Origin of the sequence: Lichenifustis flavocetrariae (assembly GCF_026130545.1) — a bacterium.
In the GTDB taxonomy this organism is placed as follows: Bacteria; Pseudomonadota; Alphaproteobacteria; order Rhizobiales; family Beijerinckiaceae; genus Lichenihabitans; species Lichenihabitans flavocetrariae.
The window spans coordinates 288852-308412 of the sequence record NZ_JAMOIM010000001.1; the positions used below are offsets into that span (position 1 = coordinate 288852).

A 19561-nucleotide genomic window follows, 5' to 3' on the forward strand; every position below is an offset into this window, starting at 1 on the left:
GAGACTCGGATCTCAAGCAGGCAAACGATTTTCGTCGAGTTAAGGCGCGGAACCTCAGGCGGACGCCGCGCCACCGCCCGCCGTCTTCAGCCAGGCCGCACCGCAGGCTTTCGCGAGTTCGCGCACGCGCAGGATGTAGCTCTGCCGCTCGGTCACCGAGATCACGCCGCGCGCATCGAGCAGGTTGAACAGGTGCGAGGCCTTGATGCACTGGTCATAGGCCGGCAGCGCCATGGCGTGCCGGCTGCCCTCGTCGCCGGCCGCCAGGATCGCCTTGGCCTCGCCCTCGGCATCCTTGAAATGCTGGAACAGCAGCGCCGTGTCGGCCTGCTCGAAGTTGAAGCGGCTGTATTCCTGCTCGGCCTGCTTGAACACATCGCCGTAGGTAATGCGTTCGTCACCGTCGCGGCCGTTGAAGTTCAGATCATAGACGTTCTCGACGCCCTGCACATACATGGCGAGCCGTTCGAGCCCATAGGTGAGTTCGCCCGACACGGGAGAACATTCCACCCCGGCCACCTGCTGGAAGTAGGTGAATTGCGAGACTTCCATGCCGTCGCACCAGCACTCCCAGCCGAGGCCCCAGGCGCCGAGCGTCGGGCTTTCCCAATCGTCCTCGACGAACCGCACGTCATGCAGCGCGAGATCCACCCCGATCGCGGCGAGCGAACCGAGATAGAGCTCCTGCAGGTTCGGCGGCGAGGGTTTGATGATCACCTGGAACTGGTAATAGTGCTGCAATCGGTTCGGGTTCTCGCCGTACCGGCCATCCTTGGGGCGGCGCGAGGGCTGTACATAGGCGGCCCGCCAGGGCCTCGGGCCAAGCGCCCGCAGCGTCGTCGCCGGATGGAACGTGCCGGCCCCCACTTCCATGTCGTAGGGTTGCAGGATCACGCAGCCCTCAGCGGCCCAAAACCGCTGGAGCGTGAGGATGATGTCCTGGAAGGATCGCGTGGGTTCGGCGGGCGCGCCGGCAGTGGCAGACATTGACATCCCGCTCGGGTGGCTCAGGCGGCCGGACCCTAGTGAGGAGGAACAAGCGGGTCAACCGGCCATCGGCAGCCGGAGAATGTCTGGCTGGACATTGCGAAGGCGTTGGAAAGCTGGAGCGGGTGAAGGGAATCGAACCCTCGTATTCAGCTTGGAAGGCTGCTGCTCTACCATTGAGCTACACCCGCGTCGCCTCAGCATAGCCGAGCTTGAACCCGAACGCGATATAGTTTTGGTGGAGGAGGTAGGACTCGAACCTACGAAGGCGTAGCCAGCGGATTTACAGTCCGCCCCCTTTGCCACTCGGGACACTCCTCCGCACCGACCTTGACACCGAAGCGTCATGTGGATGCCGAAAAAACGGATCCGCCAAGGCGAACCGTCCCTCTCGTGGCGCGCTTATGGGGGATGGGGCGCGGGTCTGTCAATCGGAAAACCGGCGGGATCAGCGCTGTGCCGATTGCCAGTTCGGCGCCTCGTAGAAGGGCGCGTTGGAGGCGGGCAGAAGCGGGCGACCGCGAATGTGGTCGGCGGCTTTTTCGGCCAGCATGATGGTCGGGGCATTGAGATTGCCGGTGGTGATGGTCGGCATGATCGAGCTGTCCGCCACCCGGAGGGCCTCAAGGCCGATGACGCGCGTCTCGCGATCGACGACCGCCATCGGGTCGGCCGCGTCGCCCATGCGGCAGGTGGAGCAGGGATGGTACGCGCTCTCCACCCGCGTCTTGATGAAGGCGTCGATCTCGTCGTCGCTCTGCACGGCTGAACCCGGTTCGATCTCCTCGCCCCGGTAAGGCGCGAAAGCGGGTCGGGCGAAGATCTCGCGGGTCAACCGCACCGCGGCCCGCATTTCGGTCCAATCGTCCGGATGGCTCATGTAGTTGAAGAAGAGCGCCGGCTTGTCGCGCGGGTCCTTCGAGCGGAGTTTGACTTCGCCCCGGCTCTTCGACCGCATCGGCCCGACATGGGCCTGGAAGCCATGCCGGTCGGCCAGATCCTTACCGTTGTAGGAAATGGCAGCCGGCAGGAAATGATATTGCAGGTCGGGCCAGCGCACGCCCGGGCGGCTGCGGATGAAGGCGCAACTTTCGAAATGATTCGTCGCGCCGAGTCCGTCGCGGGTGAGCAGCCATTGCGCGCCGATCTTGGCTTTCGCCAGTAGCCCGAGCGAGGAATAGAGCGTGATCGGTTGCGTGGCGGCCACCTGAAAATAGATCTCCAGATGGTCGGTCAGATTCGCGCCCACGCCTGGGCGGTCGGCCACGAGCGGGATGGCGTGCTGGGCAAGTTCCCTGGCGGGACCGACCCCCGACAATTTGAGCAGTTGCGGCGAGTTGATCGCGCCGCCCGCAAGAACCACCTCACGCCGGGCCCGGGGTGTCACGGACGTGCCGCCGCGCGTGCACACGACCCCGACGGCGCGGCGGCCCTCGAAGGCGATGCGTTCGACCAGCGTCTCGGTCCAGACCGTCAGGTTCTTTCGCGTCCGCGCCGTGTCGAGGTAAGCACGCGCGGCGCTCCAACGGCGGCCGTTATGGACCGTACGGTCCATGCGGCCGAAGCCCTCCTGCTGGGCGCCGTTCACGTCTTCGGTCACGGGATAGCCGGCCTGCCGGCCTGCCTCGATAAAAGCTCGATAGAGCGGGTTGTCGAGCCGGCCGTAACTTGTATGCAGAGGGCCGTCATGGCCGCGATAGCCATCGCCGCCTTCGCCCCGCGTCTCGGCACGGCGGAAATAGGGCAGCACGTCGCGATAGGCCCAGCCGCGCGCGCCGGCCTCATCCCAACCGTCGAAGTCGAGCGGGTTGCCCCGGATATAGACCATGCCGTTGATGGTCGACGAGCCGCCGATCACTTTGCCGCGCGGGCAGGAGATGCGCCGTCCGCCGAGCGCCGGCTCCGGCTCGCTTTCGTAGTTCCAGTTCGCGCGTTCGATGTTCATCGCCATCGCCAGGGCGCTCGGCATCGCCATCAGGATGTGGCGGTCGCTGCCGCCACCCTCGATCAGCAGCACCGTGGCGGTGCCGTCTTCCGTTAGTCGATTGGCGAGAACGCAGCCGGCCGACCCCGCGCCGACGATGATGTAGTCATAAACGATCGATGGGCCGGCTTGCGTCACGATCACCTCTGCGGGGGTTGCGCCGTTCCTGCGACGGCGTGCGGGAGAAGTGCTCGCTGTAGCACTTCGAAAAATGGGAGGCCGAGACGAACCCGCAGGCGAGGCCGATCGACAGAATCGGCATGGAGGTCTGCAGCAGCAGGTGGCGGGCGCGTTCGAGCCGCAGGCCCAGATAGTAGCGGGTGGGCGCCTGGCCCAAATATTTACGGAACAGACGTTCGAGTTGGCGAGTGGAAAGCCCCACGCGGTCGGCAAGATCGGCGCAGGACATCGGTTGCTCGATACAGCGCTCCATCTCACCCACGACGCTGATGAGCTTCGGATGCGCGACCCCGAGCCGGGCCCGTAGTTCCATGCGCTGCCGCTCGTGCGCATCGCGCATGCGATGGTGAATCAGCTGATCGGTCACCGCGGAGGCGACATCCTTGCCGCGCTGGCGGGCGATGATCGACAGCATCATATCGATCGCCGCCGTGCCACCCGCGCAGGTGAAACGCGTGCGATCCAGCTCGAACAGTTCCTGAGTGACCGAGAGGTCCGGGAACTCCTCGTGGAAGCTGTCGAAATTGTCCCAGTGGATGGTGCAGCGGTAGCCATCCAGAAGACCCGCGCGGGCCAGAATATAAGGACCGGTGCAGATCGCACCGAGCGTCACCCCGCGACTTGCCAGGCCACGTAGCTTGGCCATCAGGTCGCGCGTGTCGACGGTCTGCACATCGACGCCGGCGCAGACCACGGCGGCGGCCGCGCCGGCCGCCTCGTCGTAGCTCCCGTCCGCCGGAATCGCGATGCCGTTGGAGGCTTGCACGGGTCTGCCGTCGCACGTCAGGATCAGCCATCGGTAGGCCGGCCGGCCCAGCGCCCGATTGGCGAGGCGCAGGGGCTCCACCGCGGACGCGAAGGCGATCATCGAGAAATCATGCACCATCATGAACGCGATGGTGATGCAACTGGCATCGCTCTCCGAGAGGGTTTCAAATGGCGGAGCCGGCCGCTGCGACCGGAGCGGAAGTATCCTGGCCTTGTCCTCAGACCGAACCGACACATGGGTCATTGCCACGTGAACCTCATCCAGTGATGGATCGAACGGACCGGCCGCGATTGGCATTTGTCCAATTCAAACCTAGCCTAAACGACCAGGCTCATGCAATTCCGACACCACTGTCGAATTCACGACACGATTGAGAACCACTTGGCCGCTTCTCAGCCCTTCAGCCCGTAACCCGGAACTCTCCTGGTACCAGCCCATTGGACGGAGAGGCTTCTGACGGGACGACGGCTTCGATGCGCAACATCACCCGAATCGCTTTGACGTTTTCAGCGGTGTTTCTGGCGCAAATCACTGCTGCGGTGTCCGCTGAGGGCCGATCGGCGAAGCCGCCGGTGTTGGTGGCTCAACTCGGCAACCTCGGGCCGACCAGCCAGCCCTACGGCTATCAACCGTATAACGATCGGAATCCAACGGGTTTTTATCACCCGAACGGCATGGGGTACGGCTCCTATTACATGACGCCGAAATATCACGGTCACCGCATTCACGCGCTGCGGTACCGGAAATTCCGAGGCTATTGAGGCGAAATCGATTTACCCTGCTGCTAACTTAGGCAAGGAGGCAGCGGGGAAGTGTTAAGGTCCACACTCCACGCTGCGACAATGCTCCGCACCAGGCAGGGACTGCGACTTTGACCGAGCAGCGTCTGACGACCTTTTCGGGGGACATCACCCCGCTGATTGGCTGGTTCGTGACATCCGGCCATCCTCTCATCCAGCAGCGGTTCTACGCCGCCATCGACAGCTCTGGGCTGCTCTGCTGGACCGACGATCTCGCGGCCGCCGAACAGTTCCCGTTGCGGGAAGACGCGGAGCGGTTCGCTTCGCTCTTGTGCCCGAACGAAGACTGGTCGGTCATTCGCTGAGCGGAACGGCTGGGACGTTCTCGTCGATCGGAGCTGCACCTCTGTGTGGCAGCACTTGGCCAAGAGCCGATGCCAGATCTCCGCCGCTCCCCACGATCACGCGGTCGAGCCCGAGCCAGGCGGCCATTAAGGTCAGTTCCGCTGCGAGATGTTCGCAGAGATCGGCGGGCGGGTGGGGCTCGGCATGGGCGTTCTGCACGAGGAGCGCCGAGGCATGGCGGTCGGCCTTCAGGTCCACCCTGGCCGCCAGTTTGTCGCCGAGCAGAAACGGCAGCACGTAATAGCCGTGCAGCCGTTTGTCCGCCGGGGTGTAGATTTCGATCCTGTAGCGAAGTCCGAACAGGCGCTCCGTACGGTCGCGGGCCCAGATCAGCGGATCGAACGGGGCCAGGAGGGCCCGCGCCAAGGCCCGCCGCGGCTGCCTGGCGTCTCGATGCAGGTAGGCCTGCTGCTCCCACCCCTGCACCCGCACCGGAATGAGATCGCCCGCTTCGACGAGCTCATCAAGGCGCGGCTTGGCGTCATCGGGCGAAAGGCGGAAGTAATCGCGTAAGTCATTGGCGGTTGCGACGCCGAGAGCCTTCGCGGAAAGTGCGAGCAGGGCCCGGTGCGCCTCGGCCTCTTCAGGCGTGGGCCTGTCGAGGATGCTGGCGGGCAGGACGCGCTCGGTGAGGTCGTAGACGCGCTCGAAGGTGCCGCGCCGGGTGCGCGTGGTGATTCGACCGCTCCAGAACAGCCATTCGAGCGCGGCCTTGCTGTCGCTCCAGCCCCACCAGCCACCGAGCCCGCGTGCGCCGCCGAGTTCAGCCGCCGTGAGCGGACCCATTTCGGTGATTCGTTGCAGAACGGCCTCGGCTTCGGGCCGGCGCTCCGTTGCAAAAGCTTTTAGCCCGCTCCAGACCCCAATGCCGCGGTCAGCACGCGCCATCCGCCAGCGCAGCAGCGGCTGCATATCGAGTGGCAGAAGCGAAGCTTCATGGGCCCAATATTCGAACAGGCGCTGCGGCCGGCCCCAGGCGGCAGCCTCAAGCGTCGACCGGGGGTAGGAGCCGAGCCGCGAAAACAGCGGCATATAATGCGCCCGGGTCAGCACATTGACGCTGTCGATCTGCAGCAGATTGAGCCGGCCGATGGCGCGACCGAGCGTGCCCCAGTTCATGACGCCTGTCGGACGCGGATCGGCAAGGCCTTGCGCCGCAAGCGCGACGCGCCGGGCAACGGGTAGGGAAAGTGTCTCGGCCACAATCGGCGTGATAGCCTGTGCGGCCTCTCGGGCCAAACACTTTCAGCGTCAGCGAAAGGCCGACGTCAGGCCGCTGATCCCGCAAGGGACAGTCGCCGCCGGGACAAAACTGCGTCCAGCATGAGGACGATCAGGGCGGAGGCGGCCAATATGGCGCTTATCGTGGGAAGCTGCGCATAGGACATGCCGGCCGCGATCGCGCTGCCGCCCAGCCAGGCGCCGAGCGCATTGCCGAGGTTGAAGGCGCTTTGATTGAGGGACGAAGCCAAGTTGGGGGCCTCGGCGGCGCCGTCGACGACTCGCATCTGCAAGGGAGCGCCGCTCGCGAAATGCACGAGGCCCCAGCCGGTGATCGCGGCGGCCGCGCCAACCGGGGTGGTGATCGCCAGACCGAGAACCAGCAGCATCAGGACCAGGGTTCCGGTCAGGCCGATCAGGGCGGTGAGCTGCCGCCAATCCGCCAGACGGCCACCGAGCAGGTTGCCGATGGTGATGCCGACGCCAAACAGCAGCAGCACGGTCGTGACGCCGTGCGACGAGATGCCAGCCACGGTTTCGAGAAGCGGTGTCACATAGGTGAAGGTGGCGAAGAGGCTCGCCGACAGCAATGTGCTGACCAGCATGGGAAGCAATACCGCCGGCTTGGCCAACACCCTTATCTCTTGGCTGAGCCTGATGCCGCGCTGCGGCGGCGAGGCGGGGAGCCAGCGCATAATTGCAAAAGCGGCCAGGATCCCGATCGGCACGATGGCCCAGAAGCTCGCTCGCCAGCCAGCCCATTGGCCGAGCGCCGTCCCAAGCGGCACGCCGAGCACATTGGCCAGCGTCAGGCCGGAAAACATGATGGACACGGCCTGCGAGCGCTGCTTCGGCGGAACGAGGCTTGAAGCCACGACCGCGCCGATGCCGAAGAACGTGCCGTGGCAAAGCGCCGTGAGAAGCCGGGCCGCCATGAGCAGTCGATAGCTCGGCGCGATTGCACAGAGGAAATTGCCGAGGATGAAAAGGCCGACAAGCAGCAGCAGGGCGCGCTTGCGCGACAGCCCCGACAACAACGCCGCCATGACGGGAGACCCGAAAGTGACGCCGAGCGCATAGCCGCCGATCAGCAGTCCGGCGGCCGGGATCGTCACATCGAGATCCCGCGCGACATCCGGCAACAACCCCATGATCACGAATTCGGTCGTGCCGATTCCGAAGGATGCGATCGCGAGCGCGATCAGCGACATCGGCAATTTCATGAAAGTTGGTCCGCGACGGTCAGGTTGCCCGGCGCGAACCTACAGCTGGCATGTCACGGTCGGAAGACACGCTTTTGCATTGCAGCATATTGCGGCGCGAATGGTTTGCTGCCGGACCGGTCGCCCATGTGACTGGCTTACCCACGCAAAGGGGCATGGATTCGTCACACCTTCCGCACAGCCCCCTTCGCCGCGCTCGTTGTCATCGCCGCATAGGCCTTCAGCGCCGTCGTTACCTTCCGCTTGCGAACCTCTGCCGGGTGCCAGCCCTTTTCCGCCTGTGCCTCACGCCGTGCGGCAAGCTCCGCGTCGCTGACGGCCAGATGGATCGACCGGTTCGGGATGTCGATCTCGATCGTGTCGCCCTCATGCACCAACCCGATCGTGCCGCCTTCGCCCGCTTCCGGCGAGACGTGACCGATGCAGAGACCGGACGAGCCGCCCGAGAAGCGGCCGTCGGTGACGAGCGCGCACACCTTGCCGAGACCTTTCGACTTCAGATAGCTCGTCGGATAGAGCATTTCCTGCATGCCGGGACCCCCGCGCGGCCCCTCATAGCGGATCAGCACGACGTCGCCAGGATGGACGCCGCCATTGAGGATGCCGAGAACGGCCGCATCCTGGCTCTCGAAAATGCGAGCCGTGCCGGTGAATTTCAGGATCGACTCGTCGACGCCGGCCGTCTTCACGATGCAGCCGTCTTCGGCGAGATTGCCGAAGAGCACCGCCAGCCCACCATCCTTCGAATAGGCATGTTCGACATTGCGGATCACGCCCGTCTCACGGTTTGTGTCGACGTCGTCGTAACGCTCGCTCTGACTGAAGGCCACCTGGGTCGGCACGCCGCCTGGCGCCGCCTTGAAGAATTCATGCACCGACGCGCTCTTGGTGCGCACGACGTCCCAGCGATCGAGCGCGGCAGCGAGGCTCTCGGCATGGACCGAACCGACGCTCGTGTCGATCAGCCCGGCGCGGTCGAGTTCGCCCAAGATCCCCATGATGCCGCCGGCATGATGGACGTCCTCCATATGGACGTCGGCGATCGAGGGCGCGACCTTGCAGAGCACAGGCACCCGGCGCGACAACCGGTCGATGTCCGCCATCGTGAAGTCAATCTCCGCCTCATGGGCGGCGGCGAGCAGATGCAGCACGGTGTTGGTGGAGCCCCCCATGGCGATGTCGAGCGTCATCGCGTTCTCGAAGGCCTTGAAGCTCGCGACGTTGCGGGGCAACACGCTCGCGTCATCCTGCTCGTAATAGCGGCGCGCGATATCGACGATCAGATGGCCGGCCTCGACGAAGAGGCGCTTGCGGTCCGCGTGGGTGGCAAGAGTCGAGCCGTTCCCGGGCAGCGACAGGCCGAGCGCCTCGGTGAGGCAGTTCATCGAATTGGCGGTGAACATGCCCGAACACGAACCGCAGGTCGGACAGGCCGAGCGCTCGATGACCTTGACGTCTTCATCGTCGACCCGGTCGTCGGCCGCAGCAATCATGGCGTCGACGAGGTCGAGTTTCTTGGTCTTTCCTGACTTCAGTACCGCCTTGCCGGCTTCCATCGGCCCACCCGAGACGAAGACGCTCGGGATATTGAGGCGCAGCGAGGCCATCAGCATCCCAGGAGTGATCTTGTCGCAGTTCGAGATGCACACCATCGCGTCGGCACAATGGGCATTGACCATATATTCCACACTGTCGGCGATCAGCTCGCGCGACGGGAGGGAATAGAGCATTCCGTCATGCCCCATGGCGATGCCGTCATCGACCGCGATGGTGTTGAATTCCTTGGCGACGCCGCCTGCCTTCTCGATTTCGCGCGCGACAAGCTGGCCGAGATCCTTCAGGTGCACGTGGCCGGGCACGAATTGCGTGAAGGAATTCACCACCGCGATGATCGGCTTGCCAAAATCCGAATCCTTCATCCCCGTGGCGCGCCAGAGACCGCGTGCGCCGGCCATGTTGCGGCCATGAGTTGTGGTGCGGGAGCGATAGGCGGGCATAGCGAACCTTCTGGGCTTGGAGCGCCGGTGCGCCCAAGGATACGGTCATGATTTTATGTCTGATCTAAACCTCTCCGAGCACCTTGGCCAGAGCAACCCGTTGTGCCGCCGGACATGCGAGGAGCTAACAAGGACTTTCACCCGCCCCGCCCGAGCGGGCCGCGATTGCGCGCGATTAAGCGATGTCGAACGTTGGCACCGGGCCCGTTCCCCAATATCCTGGCGCCGTCAACAGCGGCCGGTCGACGGGTCGGCGTGGCATTAAATGCGCCTCAGGCGGGGAACGAACATGGCGGAAAACAAAATGTTGGCGCAGATGTCCGAGAAGAGCGGCTTCATCGCCGCCTTGGACCAGAGCGGAGGATCGACGCCGGGAGCCCTGCGGGCCTATGGCATCCCGGCCAGCGCCTATAACGGCGACGCTGAAATGTTCAAGCTCGTGCACGAGATGCGCGTGCGTATCATGACGGCGCCTGCTTTCACGGGCGACAAGGTGATCGGCACGATTCTGTTCGAGAAGACGATGGACGGCGAGGCCGAGGGCAAGCCCGTTCCGACCTTCCTGTGGGAGCGTGGCATCGTGCCCTTCGTCAAGGTCGACAAAGGGCTCGAGGCCGAGAAGGACGGCGTGCAACTCATGAAGCCGATTTCCGATCTCGACACGCTGCTGGCCCGCGCCGCCAAACTGGGCGTGTTCGGCACCAAGATGCGGTCGGTCATCAACCTTGCGTCACAGGACGGTATCGCGGCCATCGTGGCTCAGCAATTCGAAGTGGCAGCGCAGATCGGCAGGCATGGGCTGATCCCGATCATCGAGCCCGAAGTGTCGATCAAGAGCCCGGACAAGGCCGGCGCCGAAGCGATCCTCAAGGCCGAACTGGCCAAGCATCTCGATGCGTTGCCCCATGACCGCAACGTCATGCTCAAGCTGACGATCCCGGATGTCACGGACACCTATGCGCCTTTCGCCGGGCACGACCGCGTGGTCCGCGTGGTGGCGCTGTCGGGCGGCTACAAGCGGGACGATGCCTGCCGGCGCCTGGCGAAGAACCACGGCATGATCGCGAGCTTCTCGCGGGCGCTCGTCGATGACCTGAAATATTCGATGAGCGACGCGGAGTTCAACGCCGCGCTGGGCCATGCGATCGCCGAGATCTATCAGGCGTCGACCGTCAAGCACTGAGCGCCGCATGGCCCTCCAGTCTTGAATGCAGAGGGCCGTGACTGAGCCTGCTCTTGCAAAAGCGGGATCAGTCATTTGGACCCGCACATTGAAGCAGAATTGAAAATGTCTGCTTCAATGTGCTTCGCGCAATCGGACTACTGTTCCGGCTAGAGGCCTGCGGCCAGGCGAAGAGCCGCGTTGATCCGCTCCTGCCATCCAGGTCCGTCCGCCTGGAATTTCTCCAGCACGTCCTGGTCGATCCGCAAAGACACCGTTTCGCGCGCACCGGGAAGCGCGGCCGAGGGAGCCGGACCCTCGATCGGCTTGGTCGTCACTTTCTTGAACGCGGCCTCGGCGGCCTGCACCGCGTCCATGGGACGTCGTGTTCTCTCGAATGCCATAAACTTTCCTCGCTCTCGCGTGTCGTCCGCGATCTCGATCTTGCGGGGCTACCAAGCCTCACCCTGCAAAAATCTTCTCTCGGCCGTCCGGACCGTTGATCTGCGGTGCGGCCGGGATCCCGCGCAGCCTGTGAATCAGCTCGGCCTGGCGCGCGGTCTCCGTCTTGTTCATCAATTGCGCAAGCTGATTGCGCAAGGTGTTGATGCTGCGTCCGCGTCGTGTCGAGATTTCGCGTAGGTCGAAACCGGCGAGCAGGTGGGCTGCGAGATCGGCCTCGGCATCGGTCAGGCCGAAGAACTCCGCAAGCTGGGCCGCCGAAGGACCTTTGGCCTTGGGATCCGTCACGAGCACCAGCAGAGCGGGCTGCGGCAGCATCACGGCATGTGCGCTTCTGCTCAGGGGCAACGTCATCAGAACCAGCGGCGCGCCGCCGCTTGGCCGCGGCAGCCGGACCGTGCGCGCCGTGCGTCGCAACGCTTCGGGATGAAGCGCGGACGCGATGGCATGCTGCAGAGCCCGGTTGGCAGGGCCAGTCTGGGCCGCGAGATGCCGGCCGGCGAGGGTGAGACCATCCTTCTCGCGCAGGAGGCTCTCGGCTGGCCCGTTCAGCATCACGGGATAACCGGAGGCGTCGAGCAGCATGACCCCGAATCCCGCCGCGTGGAGCGCCAGAAATCCACCTTCGGTTCCCGCTTCCGCATAGGCAAGCCGCCGAGCGATCTTCGCCGAGCGTTGCAGGTGAGGCAGAAGAAATTGGCCGACCGCGATGTCCTTCGCGTCGAAAGCTCCCGCCGACCAGGGCCGGAGAAGGGAGATGTCCTGAATGCCGTAGTCATCCGACCAGATGGCCAAGCGAAGCCCCTCGTGCAATCCGCGAGGCTCGAGGTAATCCGCATAGATCTGCGTTCGTTTCAGGTCGTCAACCTCCACCATCTGCCGTGTGGAGAGCACTTCGCCCGAAATCTTGACCGGTTTGCTGATGCCCCAGATGTTGCGCTTGAACCACGTGTCGAGGAATTGGTCCTGATAGTCGGATTGATCGAGGCCACAGGCGAGCCCGATATACTGCGTCTTATCGTGACTCCTGGTGAACAGGTCAGCGAAATGTGCATCGAACAAAGATGACAGATTTTCGAGCACAGTCAGCCAGCCTGAAGGCGCCAATGCCGCGTCGTAGATCGACTCCAGCATACGTTCCATCACGTCGCTGGAAAGTCCGTTCATCATCGATCGTCCTGAAGCCAAACTTGCCGCAAGCTAGGCATCAAAGAGAGCGGTCGCAACGCTATTTCGTCGTGATGATAAAGACAGCGAGATGATCTGGTCATTCGGCCGTGCCCGGTCGGTCATCTCCGCCGATCACGCGGCGGGTTCGATCAAGGACGGACTGTCGTCATCCTGGCCGCTCATGTTCACGCGATTGGAGACGATCCATTTCCGCAGGGCAGTCTCGGCTGCCGGTTGCAGCATTTCCGGACCGGCGGTTCCAGAAAGCCAGGCGTCGAATTGCTCCGGCATCAGGATGACCGGCATCCGGTCGTGGTAAGGTGCCATCCAGGCCGTCGCGCCCGAGACCAGGATCGTGGCGGACAGGATGTCCTCGCCGGTCGCCTTGTCGCGCCATCGGTCCCAGAGGCCCGCGAAAGCCAGCACGGGGGATCCGTCCGCCGCGGTGAACAGATGCGGCACCTTGGCGCCCCTTGCTCCGGTCCATTCATAGAAGCCGCTCGCCGGGACCAGGCAGCGCCGTCCCCGGAAGGCCGTGCGGAAGATCGGCTTCTCGGCGGCCGTTTCTGCGCGAGCGTTGAACGTGGCCGGGACATCCTTCAGCGGCTTCGACCACCAGCCTGGCACGAGGCCCCATCGCATGCGAACCAATTCGCGTTGCCCTGCCGGATCAAGACGCACGACATCGATGATCGTCGTCGGGGCGATATTGTAGCGTGGCTGCAGGTTAAGCGGAGCGCCGACGAGCTTCAAAAACGCCTGCACTTGGGCCCATGTGTAGTTCTGGGTGAAACGACCACACATCGAACACTCGTCAAGCCACTCTCGGGAGTGCGACCCTGCCGAGCCGCGCCGAGGCTCTTTGTCGCCCTTTGAAGGCCGCAGAGGCGTTGTCACCTCATAGCCAGGGTGTCGGACGGTGTCGAGACGCCCAGTTCCACAGGGTGGTGTGGTCATGAGGATGATTTACGGTCTCGCCGCGCTGGCGGGGTTCATGGGACTGGCGGTTCCGGCCGCCAGCCTGCCGCTGGGGGCCAGCCTGCAGCTCGTGGGCCGCGCGCAGGAACTCTCCCGAGCCGGTGCTTCCTGGGGCACCCCGCAGTTCATCAGCGACCGCCATCGGATCCGGAGGCGCCGACCAGTCGCGGCGACCGCTCCGCAAACCGTCGAGCCGAGCAGCGGTGACATGGGCGGCTACGTGGTCAATCGTTACGGCTATGGCAATTACGTCGCAGGCCCGGCGGGATATGGGGGCTATCCGACCGGAAGTGCCGAGGCTCAGATCTGGAAACAGCGGCAGGAATGGAAATGCCAGGCTGTCCCTGAGAGATGCTGAGTGGCTCGCCGTTCGCAAGATCACGACAATGTGCGTCTTGATGAGCCACGAGGCTGCACATCTCAGATGACGTTATGGATTGTTCGAAGCGACCCTTATGGTCGCAGTGATATTTTAAAGTGCTTTGTTCAACGCGGAGCAGGTGGATGTTTGATTTTATCACCATCAGCAATGGCATCGCGATCGTCCAGCACACCGAAGACGGGCATGTCTATCGTTTCAAGCCAGTGCAGCCCGGTAAATGGGACAAGCTGATCTTTTTGGGATCGGACGCAAATGAAGCCGCGAGTTCGTCGACTGAGATGTTTGCGGTTGCGGCACTCCGATTCGCCGAACGCGCGGCAGCCGAATGCATGTGCGGAAATGCCGATATTCCTGAGGCGACCTCCGTCCAAGACAGAGGCGGATTGTCGGCTTGGCTCAACAGGCTTCGGATCGGGCCCCGGCTGCCCCCAAAAGCACTGGAGGAGACGGGACACTGAAGCCTCTCGATCGAAGATGATGTGCAGGATCGCTTCAGGCTCTCGTTGCGGCGCTTCCAGTCAGAGGCCGGCGTCTGCGCCAGTCTGTCGCGACCGTCGGTCAAGATCGTGCCGTGTTGGATTGGCAATTTGAACATCGCGGACATGGACCCGGATGACTTCGCTCGAGCCGCGTCGACCTGTCTCGACGCCAGATCCCCAGGAATGTGAGCCGGAAGGCTTCGGCGACGCCGTCGAAGCGGCGGCCCTGATGCTGGGCCTCGTTACGGCGCTCGCGTTTGTGGGTTTTCGATGGGAGCGCAACCGGGAGGAGGCGGCCCACACTTTTGCAGTCGAACTCATGGAACGCGTGGCCCGTCACGGCGAGCATGCGCTCGTCCCGGTCTGGAGCGGCGCCGGAAAAGGGCCGACATCCAGTTCGGCCCGCCATACGTTCCGCGCCTTGCGCGGCCTTGGCGCCCTGGTCCCCACCGAGGCCGGAGCCTGCAAGGTCGTGACACGCTTTTCGGTCTGCAGCGGCACACGGTTTCATTGTTATGTCTCAGGCACAACACCGGTTGGTCCCGTCGAGGCCTCGATCGGGCTTTGCGACGATGGATCAGGGGCGTCCTACAGTTTCGACACGTTCGACGTGACGCTGCCGCTCATGGGAGCCGATCACGGCAATCGCGCCGAGGTCGACGTCAGCCGGGACGGAATGATCCGCTATGGCACGACACCGCTGCCACCCGAGGCCCTGCCGGTGCGGCTCCACAGGCGTGCCCCAATGGGTCCGCTTCGGTGGTAGGCGGCCGGCCATCGGGCGCCTCCCAGTCGGGCGCCCCCGCCGCCCTTGCGCGACGTGACCAGATCGCGGCGGTCCTGCGGGTCCTGGCGCCGCGTCTGCCCGACTACGAAGCCGGCGTCGTGGTCGACCGCGCGATGGACAGCCGCGGCCTGCATCGGGCGCACCCGGGCGAGGCCGCTTGGCTGGCCCTCGTGGCCTATGTTCGCCATGTTCTGACCGACTACGATGAGTTGCTGGCCGACGGATACGATCCCGAAAGCGCACGGTTCTTCGTGCTGGATAGCATGAACGAAGCTCTGGCCGCATGGGGTGTGCGCAGAAAGGTCGTCGAGGACGGGACTTCTACGCCTTGAGCCGGCCTCCCGGCCGCTAAGCGGATTGCAAACCGCAGAGGCGCTCGGCGAGTTTGTCTATGCTGACGTCGCCTTTGTTGAGGATCTGGGTCGCACCCTGAAGACGACGCCGATCTGCCTGCGTCAGGTCGAGCGCCGTGAGCACCACGACCGGAATGGTCCCGCAGCCAGGTCTCGCCCGCATTGTTTCGAGAAATGTGAATCCGTCCATGATCGGCATTGAAAGATCGAGCAGGACGATCCCGGGACGGGCCGCGGCGAGTTGTGCCAGTCCTTCTTGCCCATTGCCGGCCTCGGTGACAGACCAGCCGTCCCGTTCCAGTGCCGTACGGATCAGGGTCCGTGTGTTCGGGTCGTCATCGATAATCAAGGCGTCGGTTTCGGGCGGCCGGTAGCGGTCCATGACCGACTTCAGGCGGTCCCAGCGCACAGGCTTCATGACGTAATCCGCCGCGCCGAGCGAGGCCGCCAGGGCTCTCTGCTCCACGAAGGTCACCATGATGACCGGGATCTCCTTGAGCGCAGGGTCATCCTTGAGAGCGCTCAGCACCGACCAGCCGTCGACACCCGGCATCATGACGTCGAGGACGATCGCGCGTGGCTTCAACTCCTGGGCCAAGGCGAGACCATTGATTCCATCCGCCGCGGTTCGGGCCCGAAACCCCTCGCGACGCAGGAAGCGGGTCATCAGGGCGCGCTGATCCGCATCGTCATCAATCACCAGCACGAGGTCACCCGTCTCCTCGCTGTGCTGGTCAGCCTGGCTTTCGGCATCGATCTCCGTCGAGGCGATCGTGGCCGGGAGGCTGACCGTGAAGGTACTGCCCTGGCCCTGGATGCTCTCGACGTCGATGCGGCCGCCGAGCATCGTGGTGAAAGCCCGCGTCAGCGAAAGGCCCAACCCCGTCCCGCCGAAGCGCCGCGTCGTCGACTCGTCGGCCTGTTGAAACCTTTGGAACAGCTTGGCCAGTTGTGGCTGCGACATGCCGATGCCGGTGTCGGAGACTCGAAAGAGAATCCGGTCCCCCCGCAGCCCATGCTCGCGCGACACCGCGAGGGTCAGAACGCCGGCTTCGGTGAATTTGGCGGCGTTGCTCAGAAGGTTCAGGAGGATCTGCCTGACCTTCGTCACGTCCGAGCGCATTTCGCCGAGATTGGGGGCGAGTTGGAGATCGAGACGGTTGTTCTTCTTGCCGACCAGGCTCTGGACGGTCGTGGCGAGATCGCGAACGACGCTCTCGATCCCGAATTCCTCGGAGAACACCTCCATCTTGCCGCTCTCGATCTTGCTCAGATCGAGAACGTCGTTGATGAGCCCCAGAAGGTGCCGGGCATTACTCTCGATCTTGGTCATGTCGGCCGCCAAGCCGAGCGTATCCTCTCCGTCCGCGATCTCTTCGAGCATCATCTCGCTATAGCCGATGATGGCCGACAGCGGCGTCCTGAGCTCATGGCTCATGTTGGCGATGAAGGTGCTCTTGGCGAGGTTCGCTGCTTCGGCTTCATCCCGCGCGGCTTTGAGGGCCATTTCGAACTCGCGCCGTTCCGTAATGTCCTCGTGCACCCCCACCCATTCGCGAATTCTGCCATCCGGCTCGAGCACCGGCACAGCCCGGATGGAGAACAGGCGATAAACCCCGTCGTGCCGCCGAACCCGGTGTTCGAAGAGGAAGACTCGCCGGTGCGACACCGCTTCGTTCCAGGCGTTGACCGTGGGTTGCACATCGTCGGCATGCACGGCTTTGGCCCAGCCAAAACCCTGATATTCGGCTTCGGTCTGGCCGGTGAACCGCTCCCAGTCGGGCTGCGGCCCGCGCATTTCGCCCTGTGCGTCATTGGTCCAGATGATGTCCCCGACCGCCTCGGCCGCAGCCCGGAACCGCTCTTCGCTGGCCCGAAGCGCGCCCTGTATCCTCTGCTGGTCGAACGAGGAGGCCAGCATGGCGAGAAACAGGATCAGGAACGTCGCGCCTGCAACCGAGAGAGCGAGGTTCTGCTGTCCCATGGCAGCGCCCAGATGTGCGTGAGCCGCCATGCCGCCCGCCGCGAATGTGAATGTGGCAGCGCTCATGCCTGTGTAGTGCATGCCGGCCACCGCCAAACCCATGACGGCCGCGGCGGCGAGCTTCTGCCACACTCCATTCTGCCGAAACGTCAGCCAAAGCGCCGCGGTCGCGGCCGTGACGGCAATCAAGATTGAGGCGACGATGAGGAGGGGGTTGTAGGCAATGGTGCCCGACATCTCGATCGCGGCCATGCCGGTGTAATGCATGGCGGCAACACCCGCGCCCATGACGAGGCCGCTCACCAGGACATCCCGGCGGCCGGCCTCGCGTCGGCTGGACCAGGCGAACGCCACCCCGGTGACACCGACGGCGATCAGAAGCGACGCGAGTGTTCGCCCAACGTCATAGGCGACCGGTAAAGCCGTGTCGAAGGCGAGCATGCCGACGAAATGCATCGACCAGATGCCTCCGCCCATGGCAACCGCCGCGGCGAGCACCCATGCCCAGCGCGGCCCCGTGAACGTGCCCCGCAGACGCCCGCCGAGATCGAGCGCCGTATAGGACGCGAACATCGCGATGGCGATCGACAGCACGACCAAGACCGAGTTGTGCCTCATAGGGTCCATCTGGCGTCAACTCCGTCGGCATCGATCAATGGCGGTTTTTCGATCTCTGCGCATGGAGTGTCGCCGGTCCCCCGAAAAACATCGCTAACATGGGCAGGAAACTGGAGAATTCCATGCTTCTGCGCGTTCGAAGCAGATTGCTCTCCGACCTCCACGGAGGCCACGGCACCTGATTTTCGAGGAAGCAGATGGGCGTTCTGCAACGCGTGTTCGAACGTAAGCCGATCGGCCCCGAGGCCGATCACGGGCTCGGCCGCACGCTCACGGTTGCCGATCTCGTCACGCTTGGCATTGGCGCCACGGTCGGGGCCGGGCTGTTTTCGCTGACCGGGATCGCGGCAGCGGATTTTGCCGGCCCCGCTGTCGTGATCAGCTTCGCAATCGCGGCCGTTGGCTGCGCTTTGACCGGGCTTTGCTACAGCGAACTCGCGGGGATGATCCCCTCCTCAGGCTCGGCCTATGCCTACGCCTATGCGGCCCTTGGCGAAGTGGTCGCCTGGATCATCGGTTGGGATCTGCTGATGGAATATGCGATCGGCGCCGGGACGGTGGCGTCCTCATGGTCGAGCTACGTCCGGTCGCTGCTGCATGGGTGGGGATGGGATCTCCCGCATTGGTTCACTGCCGTTCCGTCGGCCGGCGGCCTCATCGATCTGCCGGCCGCCGCGATCATCGTGATGCTGTCGCTGCTGCTCATTGCCGGCATCCGTGAATCGACCCGTGTGAACGCGATCTTCGTGGTCCTCAAGGTTGCAGTGGTCCTTGTGGTCACGGGCCTCGGTGCTTTCTACGTGAACCCGGCCAATTATCACCCGTTCGTACCCGATAACACGGGGCAGTTCGGGTCCTTCGGCTGGTCAGGCGTGCTGCGAGGCGCCGGCGTCGTGTTCTTCGCTTACCTCGGCTTCGATGCGGTGAGTACGACGGCCGCCGAGGCGGAAGAACCGCAACGGTCGGTGCCGATCGGCATCCTCGGCTCGCTGGTGATCTGCACGTTGCTCTACATGGCCTTCGCGGTCGTGCTGACCGGCATGGTGAACTACCAGAAGATGCACGGGGATGCGGCACCGGTCGCGACCGCCATCGAGCGGACGCCCTTCCTCTGGCTGCAGGTAACGGTCAAGCTGGGAGTCATCCTCGGCTTCACCTCGGTTCTGCTCGTGGGCCTGCTGGGTCAAGCCCGGGTGATGTTCGCCATGGCTCGGGACGGCATGCTGCCCGCCGTCCTGGGTCGTCTCCATCCTGGCCGGAAAACGCCATGGGTGGCCCATCTCACCATGATGGGGCTGACCGTCCTCTTGGCCGGCTTCGTGCCCGTGGAGGCATTGAGCAAGCTGACCTCCGTCGGCACGCTCCTGGCCTTCGCGATCGTGTGCGGCGGTGTGCTCGTGCTGCGCGTCCGTGAGCCGGAGCGCCCGCGGCCATTTCGCGTGCCCTGGAGCCCTTTCGTCCCGGCCTTGGGGATCGTCACCTGCCTGGGTATGATGGTGTTCCTGCCCTGGCAGACGTGGTTGCGGCTGGGCGGATGGTTGGCCCTCGGCCTTGTCGCCTATGGCCTCTACAGCCATCGGCGGGCCACGAGTGTGCGTGCCGCCGCGGCAAACCAAGGGCCTGGTGCATCCTGAATCCGGCGCTGTCTCGGCCACGCAACGGCGGCGCCGATCACACTAT

The 19561-nt window shown here is 64.1% G+C and carries 18 protein-coding genes and 2 tRNA genes; 8 read left to right on the forward strand and 12 right to left on the reverse strand.

Features of this window, described 5'->3' with window-relative positions:
• Window positions 1–54 precede the first annotated feature (54 nt).
• From M8523_RS01320 to M8523_RS01340, 5 genes are all read right to left on the reverse strand, one after another.
• Window positions 55–987: a glycine--tRNA ligase subunit alpha gene (locus M8523_RS01320; RefSeq protein WP_282583014.1), complete on the reverse strand. Its 933-nt coding sequence runs from the start codon at window positions 985–987 to the stop codon at window positions 55–57.
• 117 nt (window positions 988–1104) lie between these two features.
• A tRNA-Gly gene (locus M8523_RS01325) sits at window positions 1105–1178 on the reverse strand.
• Window positions 1179–1223: 45 nt separating this feature from the next.
• Window positions 1224–1308, reverse strand: a tRNA-Tyr gene (locus tag M8523_RS01330).
• Between the two features lie 127 nt (window positions 1309–1435).
• Entirely contained in the window at window positions 1436–3088 is a 1653-nt protein-coding gene (betA, locus tag M8523_RS01335) for a choline dehydrogenase (RefSeq protein WP_282583409.1), read from the reverse strand.
• Complete coding sequence (locus tag M8523_RS01340; RefSeq protein WP_282583015.1) at window positions 3078–4019, reverse strand: GlxA family transcriptional regulator; 942 nt, start codon at window positions 4017–4019, stop codon at window positions 3078–3080. Before M8523_RS01340 ends, betA begins: the two co-directional genes overlap by 11 nt.
• Before the next feature lie 374 nt (window positions 4020–4393).
• Here M8523_RS01340 and M8523_RS01345 point away from each other — a divergent pair, with 374 nt between their 5' ends.
• Window positions 4394–4681 (forward strand): hypothetical protein, encoded by a 288-nt coding sequence (locus M8523_RS01345; protein ID WP_282583016.1) that lies wholly within the window; start codon window positions 4394–4396, stop codon window positions 4679–4681.
• 110 nt (window positions 4682–4791) lie between these two features.
• Entirely contained in the window at window positions 4792–5025 is a 234-nt protein-coding gene (locus M8523_RS01350) for a hypothetical protein (RefSeq protein ID WP_282583017.1), read from the forward strand.
• On the opposite strand, the gene M8523_RS01355 is transcribed toward M8523_RS01350, so the two are convergent.
• The 3 genes from M8523_RS01355 to ilvD all read right to left on the reverse strand — a co-directional run bounded on the left by M8523_RS01355 (window position 5015) and on the right by ilvD (window position 9506).
• Entirely contained in the window at window positions 5015–6268 is a 1254-nt protein-coding gene (locus tag M8523_RS01355; RefSeq protein ID WP_282583018.1) for a winged helix-turn-helix domain-containing protein, read from the reverse strand. The two genes, M8523_RS01350 and M8523_RS01355, sit on opposite strands and share 11 nt — an antisense overlap.
• Window positions 6269–6333: 65 nt before the next feature.
• The gene (locus M8523_RS01360; RefSeq protein ID WP_282583019.1) at window positions 6334–7509 is read right to left on the reverse strand and encodes an MFS transporter; all 1176 of its coding nucleotides are present in this window, start codon (window positions 7507–7509) and stop codon (window positions 6334–6336) included.
• A gap of 164 nt (window positions 7510–7673) precedes the next feature.
• Window positions 7674–9506, reverse strand: coding sequence for a dihydroxy-acid dehydratase (ilvD, locus tag M8523_RS01365; protein WP_282583020.1), 1833 nt, complete (start codon window positions 9504–9506; stop codon window positions 7674–7676).
• Between the two features lie 289 nt (window positions 9507–9795).
• Here ilvD and M8523_RS01370 point away from each other — a divergent pair, with 289 nt between their 5' ends.
• Entirely contained in the window at window positions 9796–10689 is an 894-nt protein-coding gene (locus M8523_RS01370) for a fructose bisphosphate aldolase (protein WP_282583021.1), read from the forward strand.
• Between the two features lie 149 nt (window positions 10690–10838).
• Here M8523_RS01370 and M8523_RS01375 read toward each other — a convergent pair whose 3' ends face one another.
• From M8523_RS01375 to M8523_RS01385, 3 genes are all read right to left on the reverse strand, one after another.
• Window positions 10839–11072 carry a BrnA antitoxin family protein gene (locus M8523_RS01375; RefSeq protein ID WP_282583022.1) on the reverse strand — a complete coding sequence of 78 codons (234 nt, stop codon included), beginning with the start codon at window positions 11070–11072 and terminating at the stop codon, window positions 10839–10841.
• A gap of 58 nt (window positions 11073–11130) precedes the next feature.
• Window positions 11131–12300, reverse strand: a complete 1170-nt coding sequence (locus M8523_RS01380; protein ID WP_282583023.1) for a helix-turn-helix transcriptional regulator — start codon at window positions 12298–12300, stop codon at window positions 11131–11133.
• Window positions 12301–12432: 132 nt separating this feature from the next.
• Complete coding sequence (locus M8523_RS01385; protein ID WP_282583024.1) at window positions 12433–13104, reverse strand: SOS response-associated peptidase; 672 nt, start codon at window positions 13102–13104, stop codon at window positions 12433–12435.
• Window positions 13105–13255: 151 nt separating this feature from the next.
• Here M8523_RS01385 and M8523_RS01390 point away from each other — a divergent pair, with 151 nt between their 5' ends.
• The 4 genes from M8523_RS01390 (at window position 13256) to M8523_RS01405 (ending at window position 15258) form a co-directional block, all read left to right on the forward strand.
• Window positions 13256–13636: a hypothetical protein gene (locus tag M8523_RS01390; RefSeq protein WP_282583025.1), complete on the forward strand. Its 381-nt coding sequence runs from the start codon at window positions 13256–13258 to the stop codon at window positions 13634–13636.
• Window positions 13637–13782: 146 nt separating this feature from the next.
• A complete protein-coding gene (locus tag M8523_RS01395; RefSeq protein WP_282583026.1) occupies window positions 13783–14118 on the forward strand; it encodes a hypothetical protein in 336 nt (111 codons plus the stop codon).
• A gap of 154 nt (window positions 14119–14272) precedes the next feature.
• Entirely contained in the window at window positions 14273–14905 is a 633-nt protein-coding gene (locus M8523_RS01400) for a hypothetical protein (RefSeq protein ID WP_282583027.1), read from the forward strand.
• A complete protein-coding gene (locus M8523_RS01405; protein WP_428349579.1) occupies window positions 14899–15258 on the forward strand; it encodes a DUF2293 domain-containing protein in 360 nt (119 codons plus the stop codon). The genes M8523_RS01400 and M8523_RS01405 overlap by 7 nt, the downstream gene beginning before the upstream one ends.
• 16 nt (window positions 15259–15274) lie before the next feature.
• On the opposite strand, the gene M8523_RS01410 is transcribed toward M8523_RS01405, so the two are convergent.
• Window positions 15275–17890 carry a response regulator gene (locus tag M8523_RS01410; protein WP_282583028.1) on the reverse strand — a complete coding sequence of 872 codons (2616 nt, stop codon included), beginning with the start codon at window positions 17888–17890 and terminating at the stop codon, window positions 15275–15277.
• Window positions 17891–18078: 188 nt separating this feature from the next.
• Here M8523_RS01410 and M8523_RS01415 point away from each other — a divergent pair, with 188 nt between their 5' ends.
• Window positions 18079–19515, forward strand: a complete 1437-nt coding sequence (locus tag M8523_RS01415) for an amino acid permease (RefSeq protein ID WP_282583029.1) — start codon at window positions 18079–18081, stop codon at window positions 19513–19515.
• The last annotated feature ends 46 nt before the right edge of the window (window positions 19516–19561 follow it).